Source organism: Amycolatopsis sp. NBC_01307 (genome assembly GCF_035975215.1).
Lineage (GTDB): Bacteria > Actinomycetota > Actinomycetes > Mycobacteriales > Pseudonocardiaceae > Amycolatopsis.
The window spans coordinates 8441076-8458489 of record NZ_CP108403.1; the positions used below are offsets into that span (position 1 = coordinate 8441076).

The window sequence follows — 17414 nt, forward strand, 5'->3', positions numbered from 1 at the left end:
CTATCGGGCCTTCACGCGACTCGTCAAGTCGGACTTGAGTCGACTGCGCTCAACCTTACATGGTGGCTAACGAGCGGTCCGGGGTTCTTGTTCCCGGAGTCGGCAGCAGACCTGGTCCCGAGTGGGTGTGAGGCCGCTCACCAGGTGGTCCACCTGGGACGGGACGAGCACCGAGCGAAGCTTGCTCACCGGCAGACCGTTCCCCGCGCCGGCGGGCGGCCGCTCATCAGGTAGTCCACCTCGGCCGCGCGAGCGCACGCGGAGTTGAACAGACCGGTGTGGCCGTCGTCGGTGCGGGTCAGCAGGGCCGCGCCGTCGATGCTCGCCGCCAGGCCGCGGGCCCAGGCCAGTGGCGTCGCCGGGTCGTGGGCGCCGCCGACCACCAGGATCGGCGGGGCGCCGTGCACCGGGTGGGGCTGCGGCGGGTTCTTCGCCGGGACCGGCCAGCCGGTGCAGCCGCTCGTGAAGTCCCAGTACTCGGAGTACCGCCAGCTGTGCGGCGCCGCGACGCGGAGCAACCCGGCCATCAGTCCCATGTCCGCCGGGCCGGTGAACGGCGACGGGAAGTCGTGGCAGCCGATCGCCCGGTAGGCCCCGTAGATCGGGGAGAGGAACTGGTTCCGCTCGGTCAGGCCCCTGGCCTCGGGGAACTCCCCGCCGGCCGCGGCCAGCGCCCGGCCCAGCGCGGGCCACTCCTCGCGGATGTAGAGGTGGTTGTAGACGCCCGCCGAGATCTCGTCGGCCGTCGCGGACCGCCCCAGCTCGCTCGACCAGACGGCACCGCTGCCCGCCCGGGCCACGACGTCGTCGTAGAAGCGCAGGACGTCCCGGCCGTGCAGTGCGCAGTCCGCCGAGCCGCGGCACCAGTCCGCGAACCGGACCAGCGCGTCTTCGGTGGCCGCGGCCTCCTCCAGGATCGCCCGGCGCAGCGGCCGGGCGTGGTCGACGGCGCCGTCGAGCACCATCGTGCGCACCCGGTCCGGGTGCTTCGACGCGTAGACCGCGCCCAGTTCGGTGCCGTAGGAAAGGCCGAGCCACGAGATCTTCGCTTCGCCGAGCGCGGCCCGGATCGTTTCGATGTCCTCGGCCGCGCTCTGCGTGTCCGCGTTCGCCAGCAGCGGCCCGGTGCGGGCCAGGCAGTCCTGGCCCGCCGCGCGGTTGTGCGCCACCAGCGCGGCGAACCCCGGCCCGGTCGCCGGGAACCGGTCCAGCGCCGGGTCGTACAGCGTCGCCGGGTCGCAGGTGATCCGCGGCGTGCTGAACCAGTCGCCGCGCGGGTCGAAGCCGACGATGTCGTACCGCTCGCGCAGCCGCGCGAGGTCCGGCGACGCCAGCCCGCCGTACTGCACGAACCCGACACCGGAGCCGCCCGGCCCGCCCGGGTTCACCAGCAGCGCGCCGATCCGGTGGGCCGGATCGAGCGCCGGCAGCCGTGCCAGCGCGAGCCGCGCCGAGCCCAGGCCTGGTTGTGCGCGGTCGATCGGCACGTCGACTGCCGAGCACTCGGCGGCCGGTTCCTGCTGGGTGGCACACGGGTGCCACGGCAGGACGGCTGCCTCCGCGACGGCCGGCACCGCCGCCAGGACCACGACCGCCGCTGCGAACGCGACGACCCGGCGCATGTCCATGATCTGGTTCCTCCCCCTGCACGCCGGCTTTCGGCGTGCCCCCTTCCTAACAGCGGCCCCCGACAATTCAGGAGCGGCGGCCGGTCCAGGTGGAGAGGAAGAAATCCGGAGTTTCTTGCAGCGCAACGGTTTCCGCCGCGGTGCCGTCCCAAGAAGTCACTCGATAGTGGGAATCCACCGTGACCGGCACCCCCTGCGCCGGCGTCTCGGCGTTCTCGCCGCGCGTGAAACCCACGACGCCGAACATCGCGACGGCCCCCAGCAGCGCGGCCGCCAGCACGCGCCGTTCGATCTTGCCCATCGGAATTTCCCCTGTGTCGTAAGAAAAGTCGGTACGAGAGAAGCGTCAGGCCGCGCGGACCGTGACGCTGCCGCTGTCGGTGTTGAGGTCGAGCGTGTGCGCGGCGGACCCGTCGGTCGGGACGTCGATCTCGCGGTGCCCGCTGTCGCTGTCGCCCTGGACGCGGTACGGGCCGCCCGGCACGGTCAGCTCGATGCTGCCGCTGTCGGCGTGCACCTTGACGTCGTTCGCCTGCGCCAGCGTGAACTCGACGCGGCCGCTGTCGGCGCCGACGTCGACCGGGCCGCGCACGTCGTCCCCGGTCACACTGCCGGAATCGCTCTGCACCGTCACCGCGCCGACGTCGTGCAGGTCGATGGACCCGCTGCTGAGGTGGAGCTTCACCGCGCCGGAGACGTCTTCGACGCGGGCGCTCCCGGAGTCGGCCTGGACGTCGACGCTCGCCACGCCTGCGATGTCCAGCCCGCCCGAGTCGACCTTGCCGGTGACCGGCACGCCGGCGGGCACGACGACCTCGAAGTCGACCGAGCAGTTGTTCCCGCAGTCGCCGAGCACGAGCTGGTCGCCGTCGACGCGGTAGAAGGTGTCGCCCGGGTTGCCGCGCCAGTGGTAGTTGATCTCCTGGTGCACGGTCGACGGCCCGGTGCCGGTGCGGATCTTCACGTCACCCGAGTCGCCTTCGAGCTTCACGCTGCGAATCGTCTGCGAAAGCGTGTTGTCGTTCTGGAAGTCCGATCCCCAGCCCCAGCCGAACGCGGTCGCCAGGCCGACGCCGATCAGTGCGATGCCACCAAGAGCCAGAAGCGGGCGCGCCATGGTCTTTGGTCCCCTCAGTGAAGTTTCCCTCTGCCCGGAAAACGTTAGGACCGGCGCACCACCCAGTACATGGGGGTAACCCCCCGAAGAACCCTGAGATCCGTCCCTGACACGCGGGGTCGCGCTCCGGGGCCTAACCTGGCGGACGTCTCCAGTTCCGTGATCAGGAGGATCCATGCCGCAGCAACCCGGCCCGTACGAATCCCTGCCCGACGTGCCGTCCTTCACCCTCCGCAGCAACGACGTCGCCGACGGCGAAACGCTGGCGACGCCCCACTTGTCCGGCATCTTCGGCGCCGGCGGCGAGGACCGCTCGCCGCACCTGGCGTGGGAGGGCTTCCCGGCGGAGACCAAGAGCTTCGTCGTGACCTGCTACGACCCGGACGCGCCCACCGGCAGCGGCTTCTGGCACTGGGCCGCGTTCAACCTGCCGGCGACGGTGACGGAGCTGGCCTCGGGCGCGGGCGACGGCTCCGGCCTGCCCGACGGCGCGGTGACGCTCAAGGGCGACGGCGGCGTCAAGCAGTACCTCGGCGCGGCGCCCCCGCCCGGACACGGCCCGCACCGCTACTACTTCGCGGTGCACGCGCTCGACGTCGACAAGCTGGAGATCGGCGAAGACTCGACGCCGGCGTTCCTGGGCTTCAACATGTTCGGCCACACCCTGGCCCGCGCGGTGCTCACGCCGGTCTACGAGAACAAGGGCTGACGGCGCTAGATCGGGGTATCGCGAAATTGTCGGACCTCGGTGACACACTGCGGTCATGTCACCACCGATGGCGATACCCCGATCGAGAGCACCGGTTCTCCACGCCGAGGCCGGGATATTCCTTGTGCTCGGTGAAAACATGCTCGCGGGCCGCGGTCGAGGCGGGTCCAATGCCTTGGTCCGCGCCGTTCTCGACTGGGCCGGACCCCGGCGCGTGACGCTGCGGGTCGCCGACGGCAACACCGCGGCCGCCGCGCTCTACCGGCGGCACGGTTTCACCGGCGCCGGCCCGATCTGGTTCAGCGCAAGGACTCCGCGTTGACGCCCTCGCGCTCCAGGTACCGGCCCTTCGTGTGCTCGCCGAAGCCGAACTGCCGGTACAGCCCGTGGGCGTCGGCCGTGTGCAGCATCCAGCGGAAGCCCGCACCCGGGCCGTTGTCGATCATCTCGCGGACGATCTCCTTGCCGACGCCGGTTCCGCGCGCGGAGTCCACTACGAACACGTCGGCCAGGTACGCCGACGAGACGCCGTCGGAGAACGCGCGGGCGAAGCCGACCAGCTCGCCGCCGCGGTAGGCGCCGACGACCCGCCATGAGCCTTCGACGGCCGCCTCGATCTGCGCGCGGGTGCGCCAGCGGCCCCAGTACGCCTCGGCGGAGAGGAACTTCCACACCACCTCGATGTCCAGCCGCGCCCGGTCGTCGTCGAGTTCGTAGTCGCCGAATGTCCGCATGATCGGCAAGCTACCCAAGACCGGCGGCTCAGCCCCACTGATATTTCAGGAACTTGCCGTCCATCGTGACGACCACGCGCTCGCCGCCCGGGTCCTCCCGGCGCGAGACGTCGAGCTTGAAGTTGATCGCGCTCATGATCCCGTCGCCGAACTGCTCGTGGATGAGCTCCTTGATCGTGGGCCCGTAGACCTGCAGGACCTCGTAGAAGCGGTAGATCGTCGGGTCGGTGGGCACCACGTCGTCGAGCGCGCCGCGCGTCGGCTGCAGACGCAACGCGGCTTCGGCGTCGGCGTCCAGCTCCAGGACCTGCGCGGCCTTCGCGGCGATCTCCGCGGGCACCGGGTGCTGGCCGAGCAGCGCGGACGTCGTCCAGGCGAGCGGCGCGTCCAGGGTTTCGGCGAGCTGGGCCCAGCTGAGACCGAGCCGGACCTTCGCGGCCAGAACGGCCTCTGCGGCTTCTTGCTTCGTCGTCATGCGCCGACGCTAGATCACCTGGGTTTCAGCAGGTAGGCGACAACCGGGCGAAGCTCGTCCGCGGACGGCGGCTCGTCGTCGATCAAGCCCTGGATCAGCAGCCCGTCGATGCCGGCCAGGAAGACCCGGAACGACACCTCGTCGTCGTGGCGGACCATCGACGTCAGGACGTCCAGCCAGCGCCGCGCGGCCGGGCGCAGCTCGGGCTTGCGGGCCGCGAGCAGGTACAGCTCGTACTCCGCCATCGTGCGGCCGCGGCGCGGTCCCAACGCCTCCGCCAGCAGGCCCGCGACCTCCTCGGCGCCGCGGCTGCCACGCGAGCGGGCGCGGTCGATCATCCAGTACACCTCGGTCGCCATGTCGCGGGCGCACGAGATGAGCGTCGCGATCAGGAGGTCGTCCAGCGACGAGAAGTGGTACGTCGTGGACGTCGTGGGGACGCCGGCCTCGGTCGCGACCGTGCGGTGGGTGACGCCCGCGACGCCGTCCCGCTCGATCACCCGCAGCGTCGCCGCGATGATCTCCGCGCGCCGCTTCTCCCCGCGAATCTTCCGGCCGTCGACCTGCAGTTTCACGACGCCGCGCTCCCGATCTCGATCAGCACCACGCCGCCGATCACCAGCGCCAGCCCGGCGATCATGGCGGCGTTGACCGGTTCCTTGAGGAACACGACGCCGACGATCGCGACCAGCGCGACGCCGGCGGCGGCCCAGATCGCGTACGCGACGCCGATCGGCAGCCCCTTCTTCAGGACGTACGACAGCGCGACGAACGCGACGGCGTACCCGAGCACCACGATGATCGACGGGCCGAGTTTCGAGAAGCCCTCGGAGAGCTTCAGGGAGACCGTCGCGGAGACCTCGGCGGCGATCGCCAGCGCGAGGAGAAGGTACGCACCCATAGGGTGAAAACTACCTGAACGATCGTCCCAAAACAAAGAGCGACGTACACCACATCGGTGGGACTTAGCCCCACTCAACGGGTTACTCATCAGTAAGGAAGGTTAGTCTCCCGGCACCACCACTGATCCATCCGGACGAAAGGCACCCGAAAGATGGGCGCTCTGCAACTGACGCTCGGCGGGCTCTCCGTCCTGCTCGGCCTCGTCGCCTGGGGCATGTTCGCCGCGACGATCGCCCGCTTCGTGCGGGTCATCCGCCTCGGCCAGCCCGACGCGACCCGCAACGGGCCCTTCGTGCCGCGTCTCATGACGCTGGTCAAGGAGTTCGCGGCGCACACCCGGATGAACCGGAAGCGCAGTGTCGGGCCGGCCCACTGGCTGGTCATGTGGGGCTTCCTGCTCGGCTCGCTCGCCCTGTTCGAGGCCTACGGCGAGGTGTTCGTGCCGACCTGGGGCTGGCCGGTCCTCGACGACTTCCCGCCGTTCCAGCTGCTCATGGAGCTGCTCGGGCTCGGCACGATCGTGGGCATCCTGGTGCTGATGGCGATCCGCCAGCGCAACCACCCGCGCCGCGCCGACCGCCAGTCGCGCTTCCAGGGCTCCAACTTCAAGTGGGCCTACTTCATCGAGGCCGTCGTCCTCATCGAGGGCATCGGGATCATCGGCGTCCGCGCCGCGAAGGCCGCGCTCGGCGCGCACGAGACGCCGACCTGGGCCGCCTTCGTCTCGAACCCGCTCGGCGAGCTGCTGCCGGCCAGCCCGAACCTGGTCACGGTCTTCGCGTTCGTCAAGCTGATGAGCGCCACGGTCTGGCTGATCGTCGTCGCCCGCACGATGACCATGGGCATCGCGTGGCACCGCTTCAGCGCGTTCTTCAACATCTACTTCAAGCGCGAGCAGGACGGCGGCGTCGCCCTCGGCGCGCTCAAGCCGATGATGAGCGGCGGCAAGGTCCTCGACCTCGAGGAAGCCGACCCGGACGAGGACACCTTCGGCGTCGGCAAGATCGAGGACTTCAGCTGGAAGGGCTGGCTCGACTTCTCGACGTGCACCGAGTGCGGCCGCTGCCAGGAGCAGTGCCCCGCGTGGAACACCGGCAAGCCGCTGTCGCCGAAGCTGCTCATCACGCAGCTGCGTGATCACGCCTACGCGAAGGCGCCGTACCTGCTGGCCGGCGGCAAGCGCGACATGGCCGGCGACGAGGTGGGTCTCAGCGGCGACAACATGTACGCCGGGATCGACGTCCTCGCGATCGCCGAGTCCCAGAAGGCCCTGATCGGCGACGACGGCGGTGTCATCGACCCGGACGTCCTCTGGTCCTGCACCAGCTGCGGCGCCTGCGTCGAGCAGTGCCCGGTGGACATCGAGCACGTCGACCACATCGTCGACATGCGCCGCTACCAGGTGATGATCGAGTCGTCGTTCCCCAGCGAGCTGAACGGCATGTTCAAGAACCTGGAGAACAAGGGCAACCCGTGGGGCCAGAACGCCAAGGACCGGCTGGCCTGGACCGAGGACCTGGACTTCGAGGTCCCGGTGTTCGACGGCGACATGGGCGACGCCGAGTACCTGTTCTGGGTCGGCTGCGCCGGCGCGTTCGAAGACCGCGCGAAGAAGACGACGCGGGCGGTCGCCGAGCTGCTGCACATGGCCGACGTCAAGTACAAGGTGCTCGGCTCGGAGGAGTCCTGCACCGGTGACCCGGCCCGCCGCGCGGGCAACGAGTTCCTCTTCCAGATGCTGGCGCAGCAGAACGTCGAGATCCTGAACTCGGTGTTCGAGGGCCGCGAGCGCAAGACGCGCAAGGTCGTCGTGACCTGCGCGCACTGCTTCAACACCCTCGCCAACGAGTACCCGGAGCTGGGCGGCCAGTTCGACGTCGTGCACCACACGCAGCTGCTGAACCGGCTGGTGCGGGAGAAGCAGCTGGTGCCGGTGGCACCCGTCGCCGAGGACGTCACCTACCACGACCCGTGTTACCTCGGCCGCCACAACAAGGTCTACGACGCGCCGCGCGAGCTGGTCAGCGCGACGGGCGCCCAGCTGCGCGAGATGCCGCGGCACGGCGACAAGTCGATGTGCTGCGGCGCCGGCGGCGCGCGGATGTGGATGGAAGAGAAGATCGGCAAGCGGATCAACGTCGAGCGCGTCGACGAGGCGCTCGGCACAGCGCCGTCGAAGATCGCGACGGGCTGCCCGTTCTGCAAGGTCATGCTGAACGACGGCCTCACGGCCCGGCAGGCCGACGGCAGCGCGAGCGAGAAGGTCGAGATCGTCGACGTCGCGCAGATGCTGCTCGAGTCGGTGAAGCGCAAGCCGGAGCCGAAGCCGGTGGCCCTCGGGGCGCCGTCGCTCGCGGAGACGTCCGAAGAAGCCTGACGCGCACACGGCCCGGCCACGACGGATGTCATGGCCGGGCCGTGATCGTTGGCCCAGGTCCCGACGTCGCGGCCGCTCGACGATGAGGGCATGCGAATACTCACCTTGGCGCTGCTCGCCCCGTTCACGGCCGAGTTCCTGCTCGCCGACCAGTACCTCGCCGGCCCACCCGAGCTGGGCCAGCAGCTCGGCATGTTCGCGCTCTACGTCGCCTTCTACGGCGCGGCCGCGCTGCTCATCCGCGAAGCCGCGAGACGCGCCGGACGCGGCTGGCCCACCATCCTCACCCTCGCGCTGGCGTTCGGCGTCTTCGAAGAGGGCCTGCTGACGCAGACGCTGTTCAACCCGCACTACCTGGGCCAGGACCTGCTGTCGTTCGGGCACGTCCCGCTGCTCGGCATCGGCGGCCCGTGGACGCTCTACGTGCTGACGCTGCACGTCGTGTGGAGCATCGGCGCGCCGATCGCGATCGCCGAGGCGCTCTTCGGCCGCGAACCGTGGCTGAAGAAGGTGGGCCTGAGCCTGTGGAGCGCGTCTCTGCTGGTCGGCGCCGTCGCGACCTTCGCCATCACCTACGCCTTCGCGCCCTTCATCGCGCACCCCGCGCAGCTCGCCGGGGCCGCGCTGGTCGTCCTCGCGCTGGCCGTCGCCGCGTTCCGGTTCCGCGCGCCGGCGTGGTCGTCGACGCCGGGGCGTCCGTGGGTCGCGTTCGCGCTCGGCCTCGGCGCGAGCACCGCGTTCCAGCTGGTCTTCCGGTCGGTGGACAGCCTGCCGTGGCTGCTTGTCGGGCTGCTGCTGGCGATCGAGGCGGCCACCGTGGTCGCCGTCGTGCGGCTGCGGCCGCCCGCGTTCCCGCTGGCCGCCGGAGCGACGCTCACTTATTGCTGGCTGGGGCTGAAAACGGCGATCGAACACGGCCCCGCCGCGATATTCGAACAGTCCGCGCTGATTGTCGTGTCCGTGGCACTACTCGTTGTCACCGCCCGCCGAGTTCGTACCCAGGTGAGTGTTCGCATGGTCCACTAGCTGGGAATTCCTCAAGGCAATCGATTACCCCAATAGCGATCGCAAAAATCACCGAAATGGCGGAGCAAGACGAGGACAAATCCTGGACTGTCCGCCGGACAACCGGCGTATCCTGGCCTTTCCCCGACGTCGGCGCAGCCGCCGGGATCACCTTTGACGATCGTGAAAATCAGGGGGCGGCAAGGATGGGCGAGGACCGGCGGACCACCACCGGACGAGTGGGCGCACGGTTCCCGTCGTCCGGGCGGCACGCCCTCAACACGCTCCCGGACGACGTCGAGGATCGCGTCGCGCTGCCCGGACCGTCCTCCTCGGTCGGCCGGGTCGGTGCCCGGTTCCCGGCCGCGCCGGCCGCCGACCAGCCCGCCCCGGTGGTGCGTGAGCCGGCCCCGGTGCCGCCGCCCGTCCGTGACGTCGAGCTCGACGAGGACTTCGCCGAACCCGTCATCCCGCCCCAGGACCACGCCACCGCCTCGCGGACGCTCGTGCGCCCGTACGTCCTCACCCGCGGCCGCACGAAGTCGCGACGCCACCTCGCCATCGAGGCCCTCGTCTCGACGCGGGCCGGCGCGCACTGGAACGGCGCCCGGCTGTCCGGCGAGTTCCGGTCGGTGCGGACGCTGTGCCACCACCCGCTCTCGGTCGCCGAGGTCGCGGCCCGGCTCAGCGTCCCGCTCGGCGTCGCCCGGGTGCTGCTCGACGACATGGCCGACCAGGGCTTGGTGACCATCCACGACACCCGCGTGAGCGTCGACGGCCGGCCTGCGGTCGCCCTCATGGAGCGCGTGCTGCACGGCCTGCGCCGGCTCTGACCATTACGCTCACCAAGGTGAGCGAGGATTCCGGCAACTCCGGCGGCGAAAGCACCCTGACCGTTCTGCTCGCCGGTGGGGTGAACCTGGCGATCGCGATCATGAAACTGGTCGCGGGGATCATCACCGGCTCGGGCGCGATGCTGTCCGAGGCCGCGCACTCGGTGGCCGACACGTTCACCGAAGCTCTGCTGCTGACGGCGTTGAAACGTTCCGATCGCCCGGCCGACCGCGTGCACCCCTTCGGCTACGGGAAGGAGCGCTACTTCTGGTCGCTGCTCGCCGCGGTGTCGATCTTCGCGTCGGGCTCGATGTTCGCGCTCTACGAGGGCGTCTCGACACTCTTCGGGCACGGTGAAGCGCAGAGCACGTCGATCCTCAGCTACATCGTGCTGGCCGTGGCGTTCCTGCTCGAAGGCACGTCGTGGGTGCAGGCCGTGCGCCAGACCCGCCGGGAGTCCAAGGCCGAGAACCGGTCGTTCTGGGCGTACCTCCGCCTGATCGACGACCCGGCGCCGAAGACCGTGCTATTCGAGGACTCCGCCGCGCTGGTCGGCCTGCTGGTCGCCTTCGCCGGCATCGGGCTGCACCAGCTCACCGGCTCGGAGGTCTGGGACGGCGTCGCGTCGATCATCATCGGCCTGCTGCTCGCCTGCGTCGCCTACCTGCTCGGGCGGACCAACCGCGGCCTGCTCATCGGCCGCCAGGCCAACCCGGAGATCGTCCGCGGCGTCCGTGACCACCTGTCGGCCGCGCCGGAGATCGAGGCCGTCGTGGACCTGCAGACCATGCTGATGGGCACCGACCAGGTCCTCGTCTGCACCCGGGTGGACTTCGACGACTCCCTCGGCGCCGCGGACCTCGAACGCGCCTGCGTCCGGATCGCCGCCGAGCTGACCGAGGCGTTCAACGACGTCACCGAGGTGTTCATCGAGCCGGTGCCGCGGACGGATCCCGACCTGCGCGCGACCGTGCTAGCTCGTTACGGCGACATCGCGGAGCGGTGGAACAACCCGGCCTAGCTCAGTACCCGAAGTCCTGGACCCAGTAGTTGCCCGCCTTGGTGAAGCCGACGCCGAGCTTCGTGAGCGAGCAGTTCAGGATGTTCGCGCGGTGGCCCTCGGAGTTCATCCAAGAGTCCATGACCTGCGCCGCCGACGTCTGCCCCTTCGCGATGTTCTCCGCGCCCGGCTTCGAGTAACCGGCCGTCTTGATGCGCTGGTCGAACGTGACGCCCTCGGGGTTGGTGTGAGAGAAGAAGTTCCGGGCCGACATGTCGTCGCTGTAGTCCTGCGCGGCCTTGGTGAGGTGCGATTCCTCGGTCAGCGCCTTGCAGCCCGCCTTCCCGCGCTCGACGTTGACCAGGTCGAGGACCTGGCCGGCGACCGACGGCGCGACGCGGGCCGCGGGCTTCGTGGTCGGCGGCGCCTCGGAAGTGGACGGCGGCGGGGGCGTGGACGTCTCGGTCGGCGCCGGGGCCGCGCTGGACGTCGTCGGCGCCGCGGCCGAGGTCGTCGGGGCCGGCTGCTGCTGTCCCCCGTGGTTCTGGGCGTGGCCGTTCAGGTCCGTGCCGCTGGTGCCACCGGACCCGCCGGGCTCGTTCGGGAGCACCAGAGCCGCGGCGGCCGCCTCGGAGGTGTTTCCTTCGGCGGTGGCCATCCAGGTGCCGGTCGCGGCGGAAAAGACGCCGAGTAGCACACTGAGTGACACCATCACCACGCGAGCACGTTCACCAATGGGGGACACGGCGCAGGAACGTATCACGGAACGATTACAGCGAGAACCCTCCTAACGAACTGTGACTCTTCGCATTGTGGCGAACACACGATTTCGAGAACGGTTTCCGTCAGCTCCGACGCGACCGCCGGACGCCCAGTAGCAGCAGGACACCGCACCCCAGCAGCGACAACGCCGTCAGGCCCGCGGGAACCGGGTCGTAACCGGTGTTCGGCAACGGCGTCGGCTCCGGGTCCTGACCAGGGGGAACCGGCGTCGTCACGACGCGGACGGTGGTGGATGCGCTGTCCCGCACGGGTTTCCCGGGCTGCTCGGTGTCGGGCGTCCCGGTGGCCGTCGCGGTGTTGCTCACATCACCACTGGCCGGCGCGGTCGTCGTGCACGTCCATTCCTGCTGGCCGGCGACGGGAAGCCGCGGGAACTTCCGGGCGCAGGCGGGGTACGCCGGATCCGTGACGTCGACGTCGGCCAGGTCGACGTTCCCGGTGTTGCGCACGACGAGCGTGAAGGTCACCGTCCCACCCGGACGGATCGTCGGGTCGGCCTTCTTCTGCAGGTCGATCGCGGGTTTCGCCACCTTGGCCGGCGCGTCGTCGGTCGCCGTGACGGGTTTTCCGTTCGGATCGTGGCCGGTCGCGGTCACCGTATTCGTGACGTCGTCATTGCCCATCGTCACGGAACAGGAGATCGGTTTCGACGATTCTCCCGGCGCGAGCGTGCCGATCTCGACCGAGCATTTCGGCGCGATCGGGTCATTCGACACTGGCGTCGTCGGTCGCCGTGACGGGGCGCCCGGTCGGGTCGTCGCCGGTCACCGACGCGACGTTGGTGACGTCCTCGCGGACCGTCGCCGAGCACTGGTGCGTCTCCTTGCCCCCGACGTCCAGCTTCGCGACGGTGAAGGCACAACCCGGCGTCTTGTCGTCGGTGACGACCACAGTGGACAGCGGCACGTCGCCGGTGTTGGTCACCACGATCGTGTAGGTGACCTCGTCGCCCGGGCGGACCTGCGCGGGCGAGACCGACTTGTCGATCTTGACTGCCGGGTGGATGACGTCGACGTCCGCCTGCGCCTCGCTGGTCACGAGGTCGCCCGTCGGCGGCGTTCCGGTCACCTTCGCGACGTTCGTGACGTCGTCGGCGGGCGCGGTCATCGTGCACTCGTAGCGCTCGACGCCCTTGGCCGGCAGCGCGCCGATGCTGCGCACGCACTCGGGGGCGATCGTGTCGGCGACGGTCACCGAGTGCAGGTCGACGTCCCCGGTGTTGGTCACCACGATGTCGAACGGCACCGAGTCGCCGGTGCGGAACGGGCCGCCGCGGACGTTCTTGGTGATGCTCAGGCCCGGTGCTGGACGACGAAGGTGGCGCTGTCGGTCGCCGTCACCGGCCGGTTCGTCGGGTCCTGGCCGGTGGCCGTGGCCGTGTTGGTGAAGCCGTCCCGGCCCGCCACCGTGGTGCACGTGTACGTCTCTTCGGCGTCGGGCGCCAGCGTCGCGACGGTGTGCGCGCAGGCCGGGGTGCGGTCGTCGGCGACCGTCACGTCGGTCAGCGGCACGTCACCGGTGTTCTTCACCAGGATGGAGAAGGTGACGGTGTCGCCTTCGCGGACTTCGTACGGCGTCACGTCCTTCATCAGCGCGAGCTGCGGGTGGATGACGTCGACCGCGGCGGTGGCGGTCGAGGTCACCGGGCGGCCGGTCGGGTCGGTGCCGTTGACACCGGCGGTGTTCGTGAAGTCGTCCGACGGGGCCGTGGTGGTGCAGGTGTAGGTCTGGACGCCGGCGAGCGCCAGGGTGTCGAACGTCCGGGGGCACGACTGCGTCTGATCGTCCACAACGGACACGTTGGTCAGCGGGACGTCGCCGGTGTTCGTCACGACGATGGTGAAGGTGACTTCGTCGCCTTCGCGCACTGTCGTCGGCGAAGCTTCCTTCGTGATCTTCACGGCCGGGTGGATGACGTCGACCTTGGCCGTGTCGTCGGCGTCCAGCGGCGGCCCGGTCGGCGGCTGCCCGGTCACCTCGGCCCGGTTGACGACGTCGTCCGCCGGCGCGGTCATCGTGCAGTCGTAGGTCTGCTTTTCGTTGGGGGCCAACGTCTCGAACGTCTTGGCGCAGGCCGGCGCGAGCTCGTCGGTCACCGTCACCGCGGTGAGCGGGGCGTCGCCGGTGTTCTCGACGGTGATCGTGAACGTGACCGCGTCGCCCTCGCGGAACGGGCCGCCCTTGACGTCCTTCGTGATGGCCAGCCCCGGGTGCAGCACGGTGTAGGACGCGTCGTCGGTGGCCGTGACCTGGCGATCGGTCGGATCCGTTCCGGTCGCGGTCGCCGTGTTCGTAAAACTGTCGGTGCCCGCGGTTACGGTGCAGGAGTGGTGCCGTTCGGCACCGGGAAGGAGGGAGCCGATGGTCTGAGCGCACGACGGCGTCCGGCTGTCCACAACGGACACTTCGGTCAGCGGCACGTCGCCCGTGTTCTTCACGACGATCGTGAACGTCACTGTGTCGCCCTCACGAACCTGGGCGGGCGCGGCGTCCTTGGTGATGCTGATCGCCGGGTGGATCACGTCCACCGCGGCGTCGGCGGTCGACGTCACCGGGCGGTTCGTGCCGTCGGTTCCGTTGGCGGTGGCGGTATTGGTGAAGTCCGCTTCGCCGGCCACGAGCGTGCAGGTGTAGGTCTGCTTCGCCTGCGGCGCCAGCGTGCCGAGACGCTGAGCGCACTCCGGCGCGAGCTGGTCGGCCACGAAGACGTCCCGCAGCGGGCTGTCGCCGGTGTTCGTCACGGTGAGCGTGAACGTCACGGTGTCGCCCGCGCGAACGACCTTCGGGTCGGCGTCCTTGGTGATCGCGATGCCCGGGTGGATCACGTCGACGGCGGCGTCGTCGGACGCGGTCACGGCGGGGCCGACCGGCGGTGTGCCAGTGACCTGCGCGGTGTTCGTGAAGTCGTCGGCCGGCGCGGTGCCGGTGCAGCCGAAGCCCCACGTGCCACCGGGTTCGAGCGTGCCGTCGAAGGCTTGCGCACAGCCGGCGACGAGCGCGTCCGTCACCTGGACGCCGGTCAGCGGCACGTCACCGGTGTTGCGGACGGTGATCCGGAACGGCACGGTGTCGCCCTGGCGGAAGGGCCCGCCGGGGACGTCCTTGGTGATCGTGACGGCCGGGTGCTGCACGGTGAACGAGGCGTCGTCGGACGCGTCCACGGGCCGCCTCGTCGGGTCGGTGCCGGTGGCCTTCGCGGTGTTCGTGAAGCCGGCGGCGCCCGCGACGGTGGTGCAGGTGTAGGTCTGCTTCGCCTGCGGCGCCAGGGTTCCGAGCGGCTTCGCGCACGGGGCGACCCGGTCGTCGGCCACGCCGACGTCGGTGAGCGGCACGTCGCCGGTGTTGGTCACGGTGATCGTCCAGGTCACGGTGTCGCCCTCGCGGACCTGCGCGGGCGCGGCGTCCTTGACGATCGCGATCGCCGGGTGGATCACGTCGACGACGGCGTCGTCGGTGACCTTCACCTCGCGGCCGAGCTGGTCCTTGCCGGTGGCGGTCGCGGTGTTCGTGAAGTCGTCGGCCGGTGCCGGGGTGGTGCAGGTGTAGGTCTGCTTCGCCTGCGGCGCCAGCGTGCCGAACGTCTTGGCGCACGCCGGGGTCCGGTCGTCCGTGACGGTGACGTCGGTCAGCGGCACGTCACCGGAGTTCGTGACGGTGATCGTGAAGGTGATCTGGTCACCGGTGCGGACGGTCGTCGGCGAGGCGTCCTTCGTGATGGTCAGCGCCGGGCTGATCACCGTGACGGTGGCCGACGCGGTGTCGGTCACCGGCTGGCCGGAGCGGTCGGTGCCGGTGGCGGTGACCGTGTTCGTCGTGGTCTTCGACGGGTTCGCGGTGCAGTTGTAGGTCTGCGACGCGCCCGCGTCGAGGCTGTCGATGGTGCGCGAGCACGACGTCGTCGTGTCGTCGGTGAGCTTCACCGGGGCGAGCGGGCTGTCGCCGGTGTTCTTCACGGTGATCGTCCACGTGACGGCCTCACCGGCGTGGATCACCGTCGGGCCGGCCGTCTTGGTGACGTCGATGGCCGGGGCGATCGTCGGTGCTGGCGCGTCGGCGGTGGCCGTGACCTGCTTGCCGAGGCCGTCGACGCCACTGGCGGTGGCGGTGTTGACGCCGTCGGCGACCGGTGCCTTCGTCGTGCAGGTGAGGGTGCGGGTCTCGCCGGGCTTCAGCACGCCCGCGAGCCGTTGCGCGCACGACGGCGTCTTCGGGTCGGCGACCTGCAGCGCGGTGAGGTTGGCGTCGCCGGTGTTGGTGACCTTGAGCGTGAACGTCACGGTGTCGCCGGCGCGGTAAGCGGGCTTGTCGGCGATCTTCGTGATGCCGATGGCCGGGTGGATGACGTTCACCGAGGTGGTCGCCGTGCCGTCCAGCGGATCGCCGAGCGCACTGGTGCCGGTGGCCTTCGCGGTGTTCGTGAAGTCCTTGTCCGGCGCGGTCGCGGTGCAGGTGTAGCTGACCGTCTGGCCGCCCTTGAGCGAGCCGATGTCCTTGCTGCACGCGGGGAACGCGTCGTCGGCGACCTTCACCCCGGACGCCGGCGCGCCGCTCGGGTTGGTCACGACGATGGTGAACGTGACCGGTTCGCCCGGGTGCACCTGGGCCGGTTCCGCGCGCTTGCTGATCTGGAGCTCGGGCACCGGCGTCGAGAAGGCGAGGTTCTGCGCCAGGTAGGAGTCGCCGGTGGTGGCGAAGCCGAGCTTGGCGCTGGTCGCGCCGGCCGGGATGGTGTCGACGTTGAACGACTTCGCGTCCACGCTGAAGTTGTTCTTCACCGCGGGATCGCCGGCACCATCGGCGTTCGAGATGAAGAAGTTCGACGTCCCGCCCGCCGACGGTTCGGCGGCCGGTTTGTCGTTGATCAGGAACTGGTCGCCCGAGATGCCCCAGTCGCCCTCGTAGGCGGTGACGCCGACGTGCGCGTCCGCGGCGGCGGCGCGGAACCCGGTGATCGTCGTGGTCGTGGGCTTGTCGGTGCTGTTCTGCCGGACGTGCCCGTCGTAGATGAACACCTCGCGCTTGTTCGGCGCGTAGTCGGCGTTGCGTTCGGGGTAGGCGTAGACCAGGGCGACCGACCAGCCGCCCATGCAGTTGAAGCCCTTCGGCGCCCAGACGTTGCCGACGGTCAGGTCGAGCGCGGACCCGGTCGGCGCGTCGGCGAACTGCTTGGTGACGTCGGCGTAGGCCGAGTAGTACTGGCCGCCGCTGAACGTGTCGAGCGGGTCCTCGGTGTAGACCGCGGGCGGGACGTCGACGGATTTCCCGGCGCCGACGGTGAGCCGGACGTCTTGTTTCGCGGGTGTTCCGGGCGGCACGATCGCGGCGGTGTTGTTGTTGCGCGACTGGCACATCTTCGTCGGCGACAAAACACCCGGCGACGTCGTGTAAGCGCCGGTGTTACCCGCCCAGTTGAGCCGCGCGAAGAGGATTTTCGCGCCCGGCGGAATGGTGACCGTCGCCTTGGCGGAATCGAACGTGCCGCGGTCGGCGTCGACGTCGGCCCACTGCATGAAGAAGTTGTCGTTGACGAGCGTGTCCCGCCGATCGGCGGTGTTCGCGCAGGTCGCAGGGGTGTTGCCGGTGCCGGTCGTCGGCGCGTTGTCCGCGTTCACCGGGCACCGCACCACGCCGTTGCCCGCGTACAGGAAATCGCCGTAGACGACTTCGTCGTAGTTCAGCTGGAACGGCTTGACGACCGCCGCTTCCGCAAGGGGAGCGATTGCCGAGGCCATCAGGACCAGTGCCAGGACCACTAGGAGGTGGAGTGACTTCCTGGACAGCGACATACGGGTACTCCCGGGGGCCGAGGCGACTTTTCGGAGCCTGACACGCTCCCGTCTTTCCCGCCC

The 17414-nt window shown here is 69.9% G+C and carries 17 protein-coding genes; 6 read left to right on the forward strand and 11 right to left on the reverse strand.

The features are described 5' to 3' along the window. Positions 1–185 precede the first annotated feature (185 nt). From OG439_RS37320 to OG439_RS37330, 3 genes are all read right to left on the reverse strand, one after another. Entirely contained in the window at positions 186–1628 is a 1443-nt protein-coding gene (locus OG439_RS37320; protein WP_326945263.1) for an alpha/beta hydrolase, read from the reverse strand. Between the two features lie 67 nt (positions 1629–1695). Further along, a complete protein-coding gene (locus OG439_RS37325; RefSeq protein ID WP_326945264.1) occupies positions 1696–1929 on the reverse strand; it encodes a hypothetical protein in 234 nt (77 codons plus the stop codon). Positions 1930–1974: 45 nt separating this feature from the next. Next, positions 1975–2745, reverse strand: coding sequence for a DUF4097 family beta strand repeat-containing protein (locus OG439_RS37330; protein WP_326945265.1), 771 nt, complete (start codon positions 2743–2745; stop codon positions 1975–1977). A 175-nt stretch (positions 2746–2920) separates the two neighbouring features. Here OG439_RS37330 and OG439_RS37335 point away from each other — a divergent pair, with 175 nt between their 5' ends. Further along, on the forward strand, positions 2921–3454 hold the full coding sequence (locus tag OG439_RS37335; RefSeq protein ID WP_247059371.1) for a YbhB/YbcL family Raf kinase inhibitor-like protein: 534 nt from the start codon (positions 2921–2923) through the stop codon (positions 3452–3454). 139 nt (positions 3455–3593) lie between these two features. Continuing rightward, the gene (locus OG439_RS37340) at positions 3594–3776 is read left to right on the forward strand and encodes a GNAT family N-acetyltransferase (protein ID WP_326945266.1); all 183 of its coding nucleotides are present in this window, start codon (positions 3594–3596) and stop codon (positions 3774–3776) included. On the opposite strand, the gene OG439_RS37345 is transcribed toward OG439_RS37340, so the two are convergent. From OG439_RS37345 to OG439_RS37360, 4 genes are read right to left on the reverse strand one after another with little or no spacing between them, the layout of a single operon-like run. Next, positions 3754–4188 carry a GNAT family N-acetyltransferase gene (locus OG439_RS37345; RefSeq protein WP_326945267.1) on the reverse strand — a complete coding sequence of 145 codons (435 nt, stop codon included), beginning with the start codon at positions 4186–4188 and terminating at the stop codon, positions 3754–3756. The genes OG439_RS37340 and OG439_RS37345 overlap by 23 nt on opposite strands. Positions 4189–4216: 28 nt before the next feature. Then, on the reverse strand, positions 4217–4663 hold the full coding sequence (cynS, locus tag OG439_RS37350; RefSeq protein WP_326945268.1) for a cyanase: 447 nt from the start codon (positions 4661–4663) through the stop codon (positions 4217–4219). Positions 4664–4677: 14 nt separating this feature from the next. Further along, on the reverse strand, positions 4678–5238 hold the full coding sequence (locus OG439_RS37355) for a TetR/AcrR family transcriptional regulator (protein ID WP_326945269.1): 561 nt from the start codon (positions 5236–5238) through the stop codon (positions 4678–4680). After that, on the reverse strand, positions 5235–5564 hold the full coding sequence (locus OG439_RS37360; RefSeq protein WP_326945270.1) for a DMT family transporter: 330 nt from the start codon (positions 5562–5564) through the stop codon (positions 5235–5237). The genes OG439_RS37355 and OG439_RS37360 overlap by 4 nt, the downstream gene beginning before the upstream one ends. Before the next feature lie 153 nt (positions 5565–5717). Here OG439_RS37360 and OG439_RS37365 point away from each other — a divergent pair, with 153 nt between their 5' ends. The 4 genes from OG439_RS37365 to OG439_RS37380 all read left to right on the forward strand — a co-directional run bounded on the left by OG439_RS37365 (position 5718) and on the right by OG439_RS37380 (position 10803). After that, positions 5718–7943 (forward strand): (Fe-S)-binding protein, encoded by a 2226-nt coding sequence (locus tag OG439_RS37365; protein ID WP_326945271.1) that lies wholly within the window; start codon positions 5718–5720, stop codon positions 7941–7943. Positions 7944–8033: 90 nt separating this feature from the next. After that, positions 8034–8969, forward strand: a complete 936-nt coding sequence (locus OG439_RS37370; protein ID WP_326945272.1) for a hypothetical protein — start codon at positions 8034–8036, stop codon at positions 8967–8969. A gap of 218 nt (positions 8970–9187) precedes the next feature. After that, a complete protein-coding gene (locus OG439_RS37375) occupies positions 9188–9781 on the forward strand; it encodes a DUF742 domain-containing protein (RefSeq protein WP_326945273.1) in 594 nt (197 codons plus the stop codon). A gap of 17 nt (positions 9782–9798) precedes the next feature. Continuing rightward, positions 9799–10803 (forward strand): cation diffusion facilitator family transporter, encoded by a 1005-nt coding sequence (locus OG439_RS37380; protein WP_326945274.1) that lies wholly within the window; start codon positions 9799–9801, stop codon positions 10801–10803. A gap of 1 nt (position 10804) precedes the next feature. On the opposite strand, the gene OG439_RS37385 is transcribed toward OG439_RS37380, so the two are convergent. The 4 genes from OG439_RS37385 to OG439_RS37400 all read right to left on the reverse strand — a co-directional run bounded on the left by OG439_RS37385 (position 10805) and on the right by OG439_RS37400 (position 17351). After that, positions 10805–11500 (reverse strand): CAP domain-containing protein, encoded by a 696-nt coding sequence (locus OG439_RS37385; RefSeq protein WP_326945275.1) that lies wholly within the window; start codon positions 11498–11500, stop codon positions 10805–10807. Positions 11501–11627: 127 nt separating this feature from the next. Next, positions 11628–12188 carry a DUF7507 domain-containing protein gene (locus tag OG439_RS37390; RefSeq protein ID WP_326951714.1) on the reverse strand — a complete coding sequence of 187 codons (561 nt, stop codon included), beginning with the start codon at positions 12186–12188 and terminating at the stop codon, positions 11628–11630. Positions 12189–12270: 82 nt separating this feature from the next. Continuing rightward, positions 12271–12810 (reverse strand): DUF11 domain-containing protein, encoded by a 540-nt coding sequence (locus tag OG439_RS37395; RefSeq protein WP_326945276.1) that lies wholly within the window; start codon positions 12808–12810, stop codon positions 12271–12273. Positions 12811–12857: 47 nt separating this feature from the next. Continuing rightward, positions 12858–17351, reverse strand: a complete 4494-nt coding sequence (locus tag OG439_RS37400) for a DUF7507 domain-containing protein (RefSeq protein WP_326945277.1) — start codon at positions 17349–17351, stop codon at positions 12858–12860. Positions 17352–17414 lie beyond the last annotated feature (63 nt).

Excerpts from the sequence above, each read along its gene's own strand:
- OG439_RS37320 (WP_326945263.1), bottom strand. The coding sequence starts at position 1,628 with ATGGACATGCGCCGGGTCGTCGCGTTCGCAGCGGCGGTCGTGGTCCTG.
- OG439_RS37325 (WP_326945264.1), bottom strand. The coding sequence starts at position 1,929 with ATGGGCAAGATCGAACGGCGCGTGCTGGCGGCCGCGCTGCTGGGGGCC.
- OG439_RS37330 (WP_326945265.1), bottom strand. The coding sequence starts at position 2,745 with ATGGCGCGCCCGCTTCTGGCTCTTGGTGGCATCGCACTGATCGGCGTC.
- OG439_RS37335 (WP_247059371.1), top strand. The coding sequence starts at position 2,921 with ATGCCGCAGCAACCCGGCCCGTACGAATCCCTGCCCGACGTGCCGTCC.
- OG439_RS37340 (WP_326945266.1), top strand. The coding sequence starts at position 3,594 with ATGCTCGCGGGCCGCGGTCGAGGCGGGTCCAATGCCTTGGTCCGCGCC.
- OG439_RS37345 (WP_326945267.1), bottom strand. The coding sequence starts at position 4,188 with ATGCGGACATTCGGCGACTACGAACTCGACGACGACCGGGCGCGGCTG.
- cynS (WP_326945268.1), bottom strand. The coding sequence starts at position 4,663 with ATGACGACGAAGCAAGAAGCCGCAGAGGCCGTTCTGGCCGCGAAGGTC.
- OG439_RS37360 (WP_326945270.1), bottom strand. The coding sequence starts at position 5,564 with ATGGGTGCGTACCTTCTCCTCGCGCTGGCGATCGCCGCCGAGGTCTCC.
- OG439_RS37365 (WP_326945271.1), top strand. The coding sequence starts at position 5,718 with ATGGGCGCTCTGCAACTGACGCTCGGCGGGCTCTCCGTCCTGCTCGGC.
- OG439_RS37370 (WP_326945272.1), top strand. The coding sequence starts at position 8,034 with ATGCGAATACTCACCTTGGCGCTGCTCGCCCCGTTCACGGCCGAGTTC.
- OG439_RS37390 (WP_326951714.1), bottom strand. The coding sequence starts at position 12,188 with ATGGGCAATGACGACGTCACGAATACGGTGACCGCGACCGGCCACGAT.
- OG439_RS37400 (WP_326945277.1), bottom strand. The coding sequence starts at position 17,351 with ATGTCGCTGTCCAGGAAGTCACTCCACCTCCTAGTGGTCCTGGCACTG.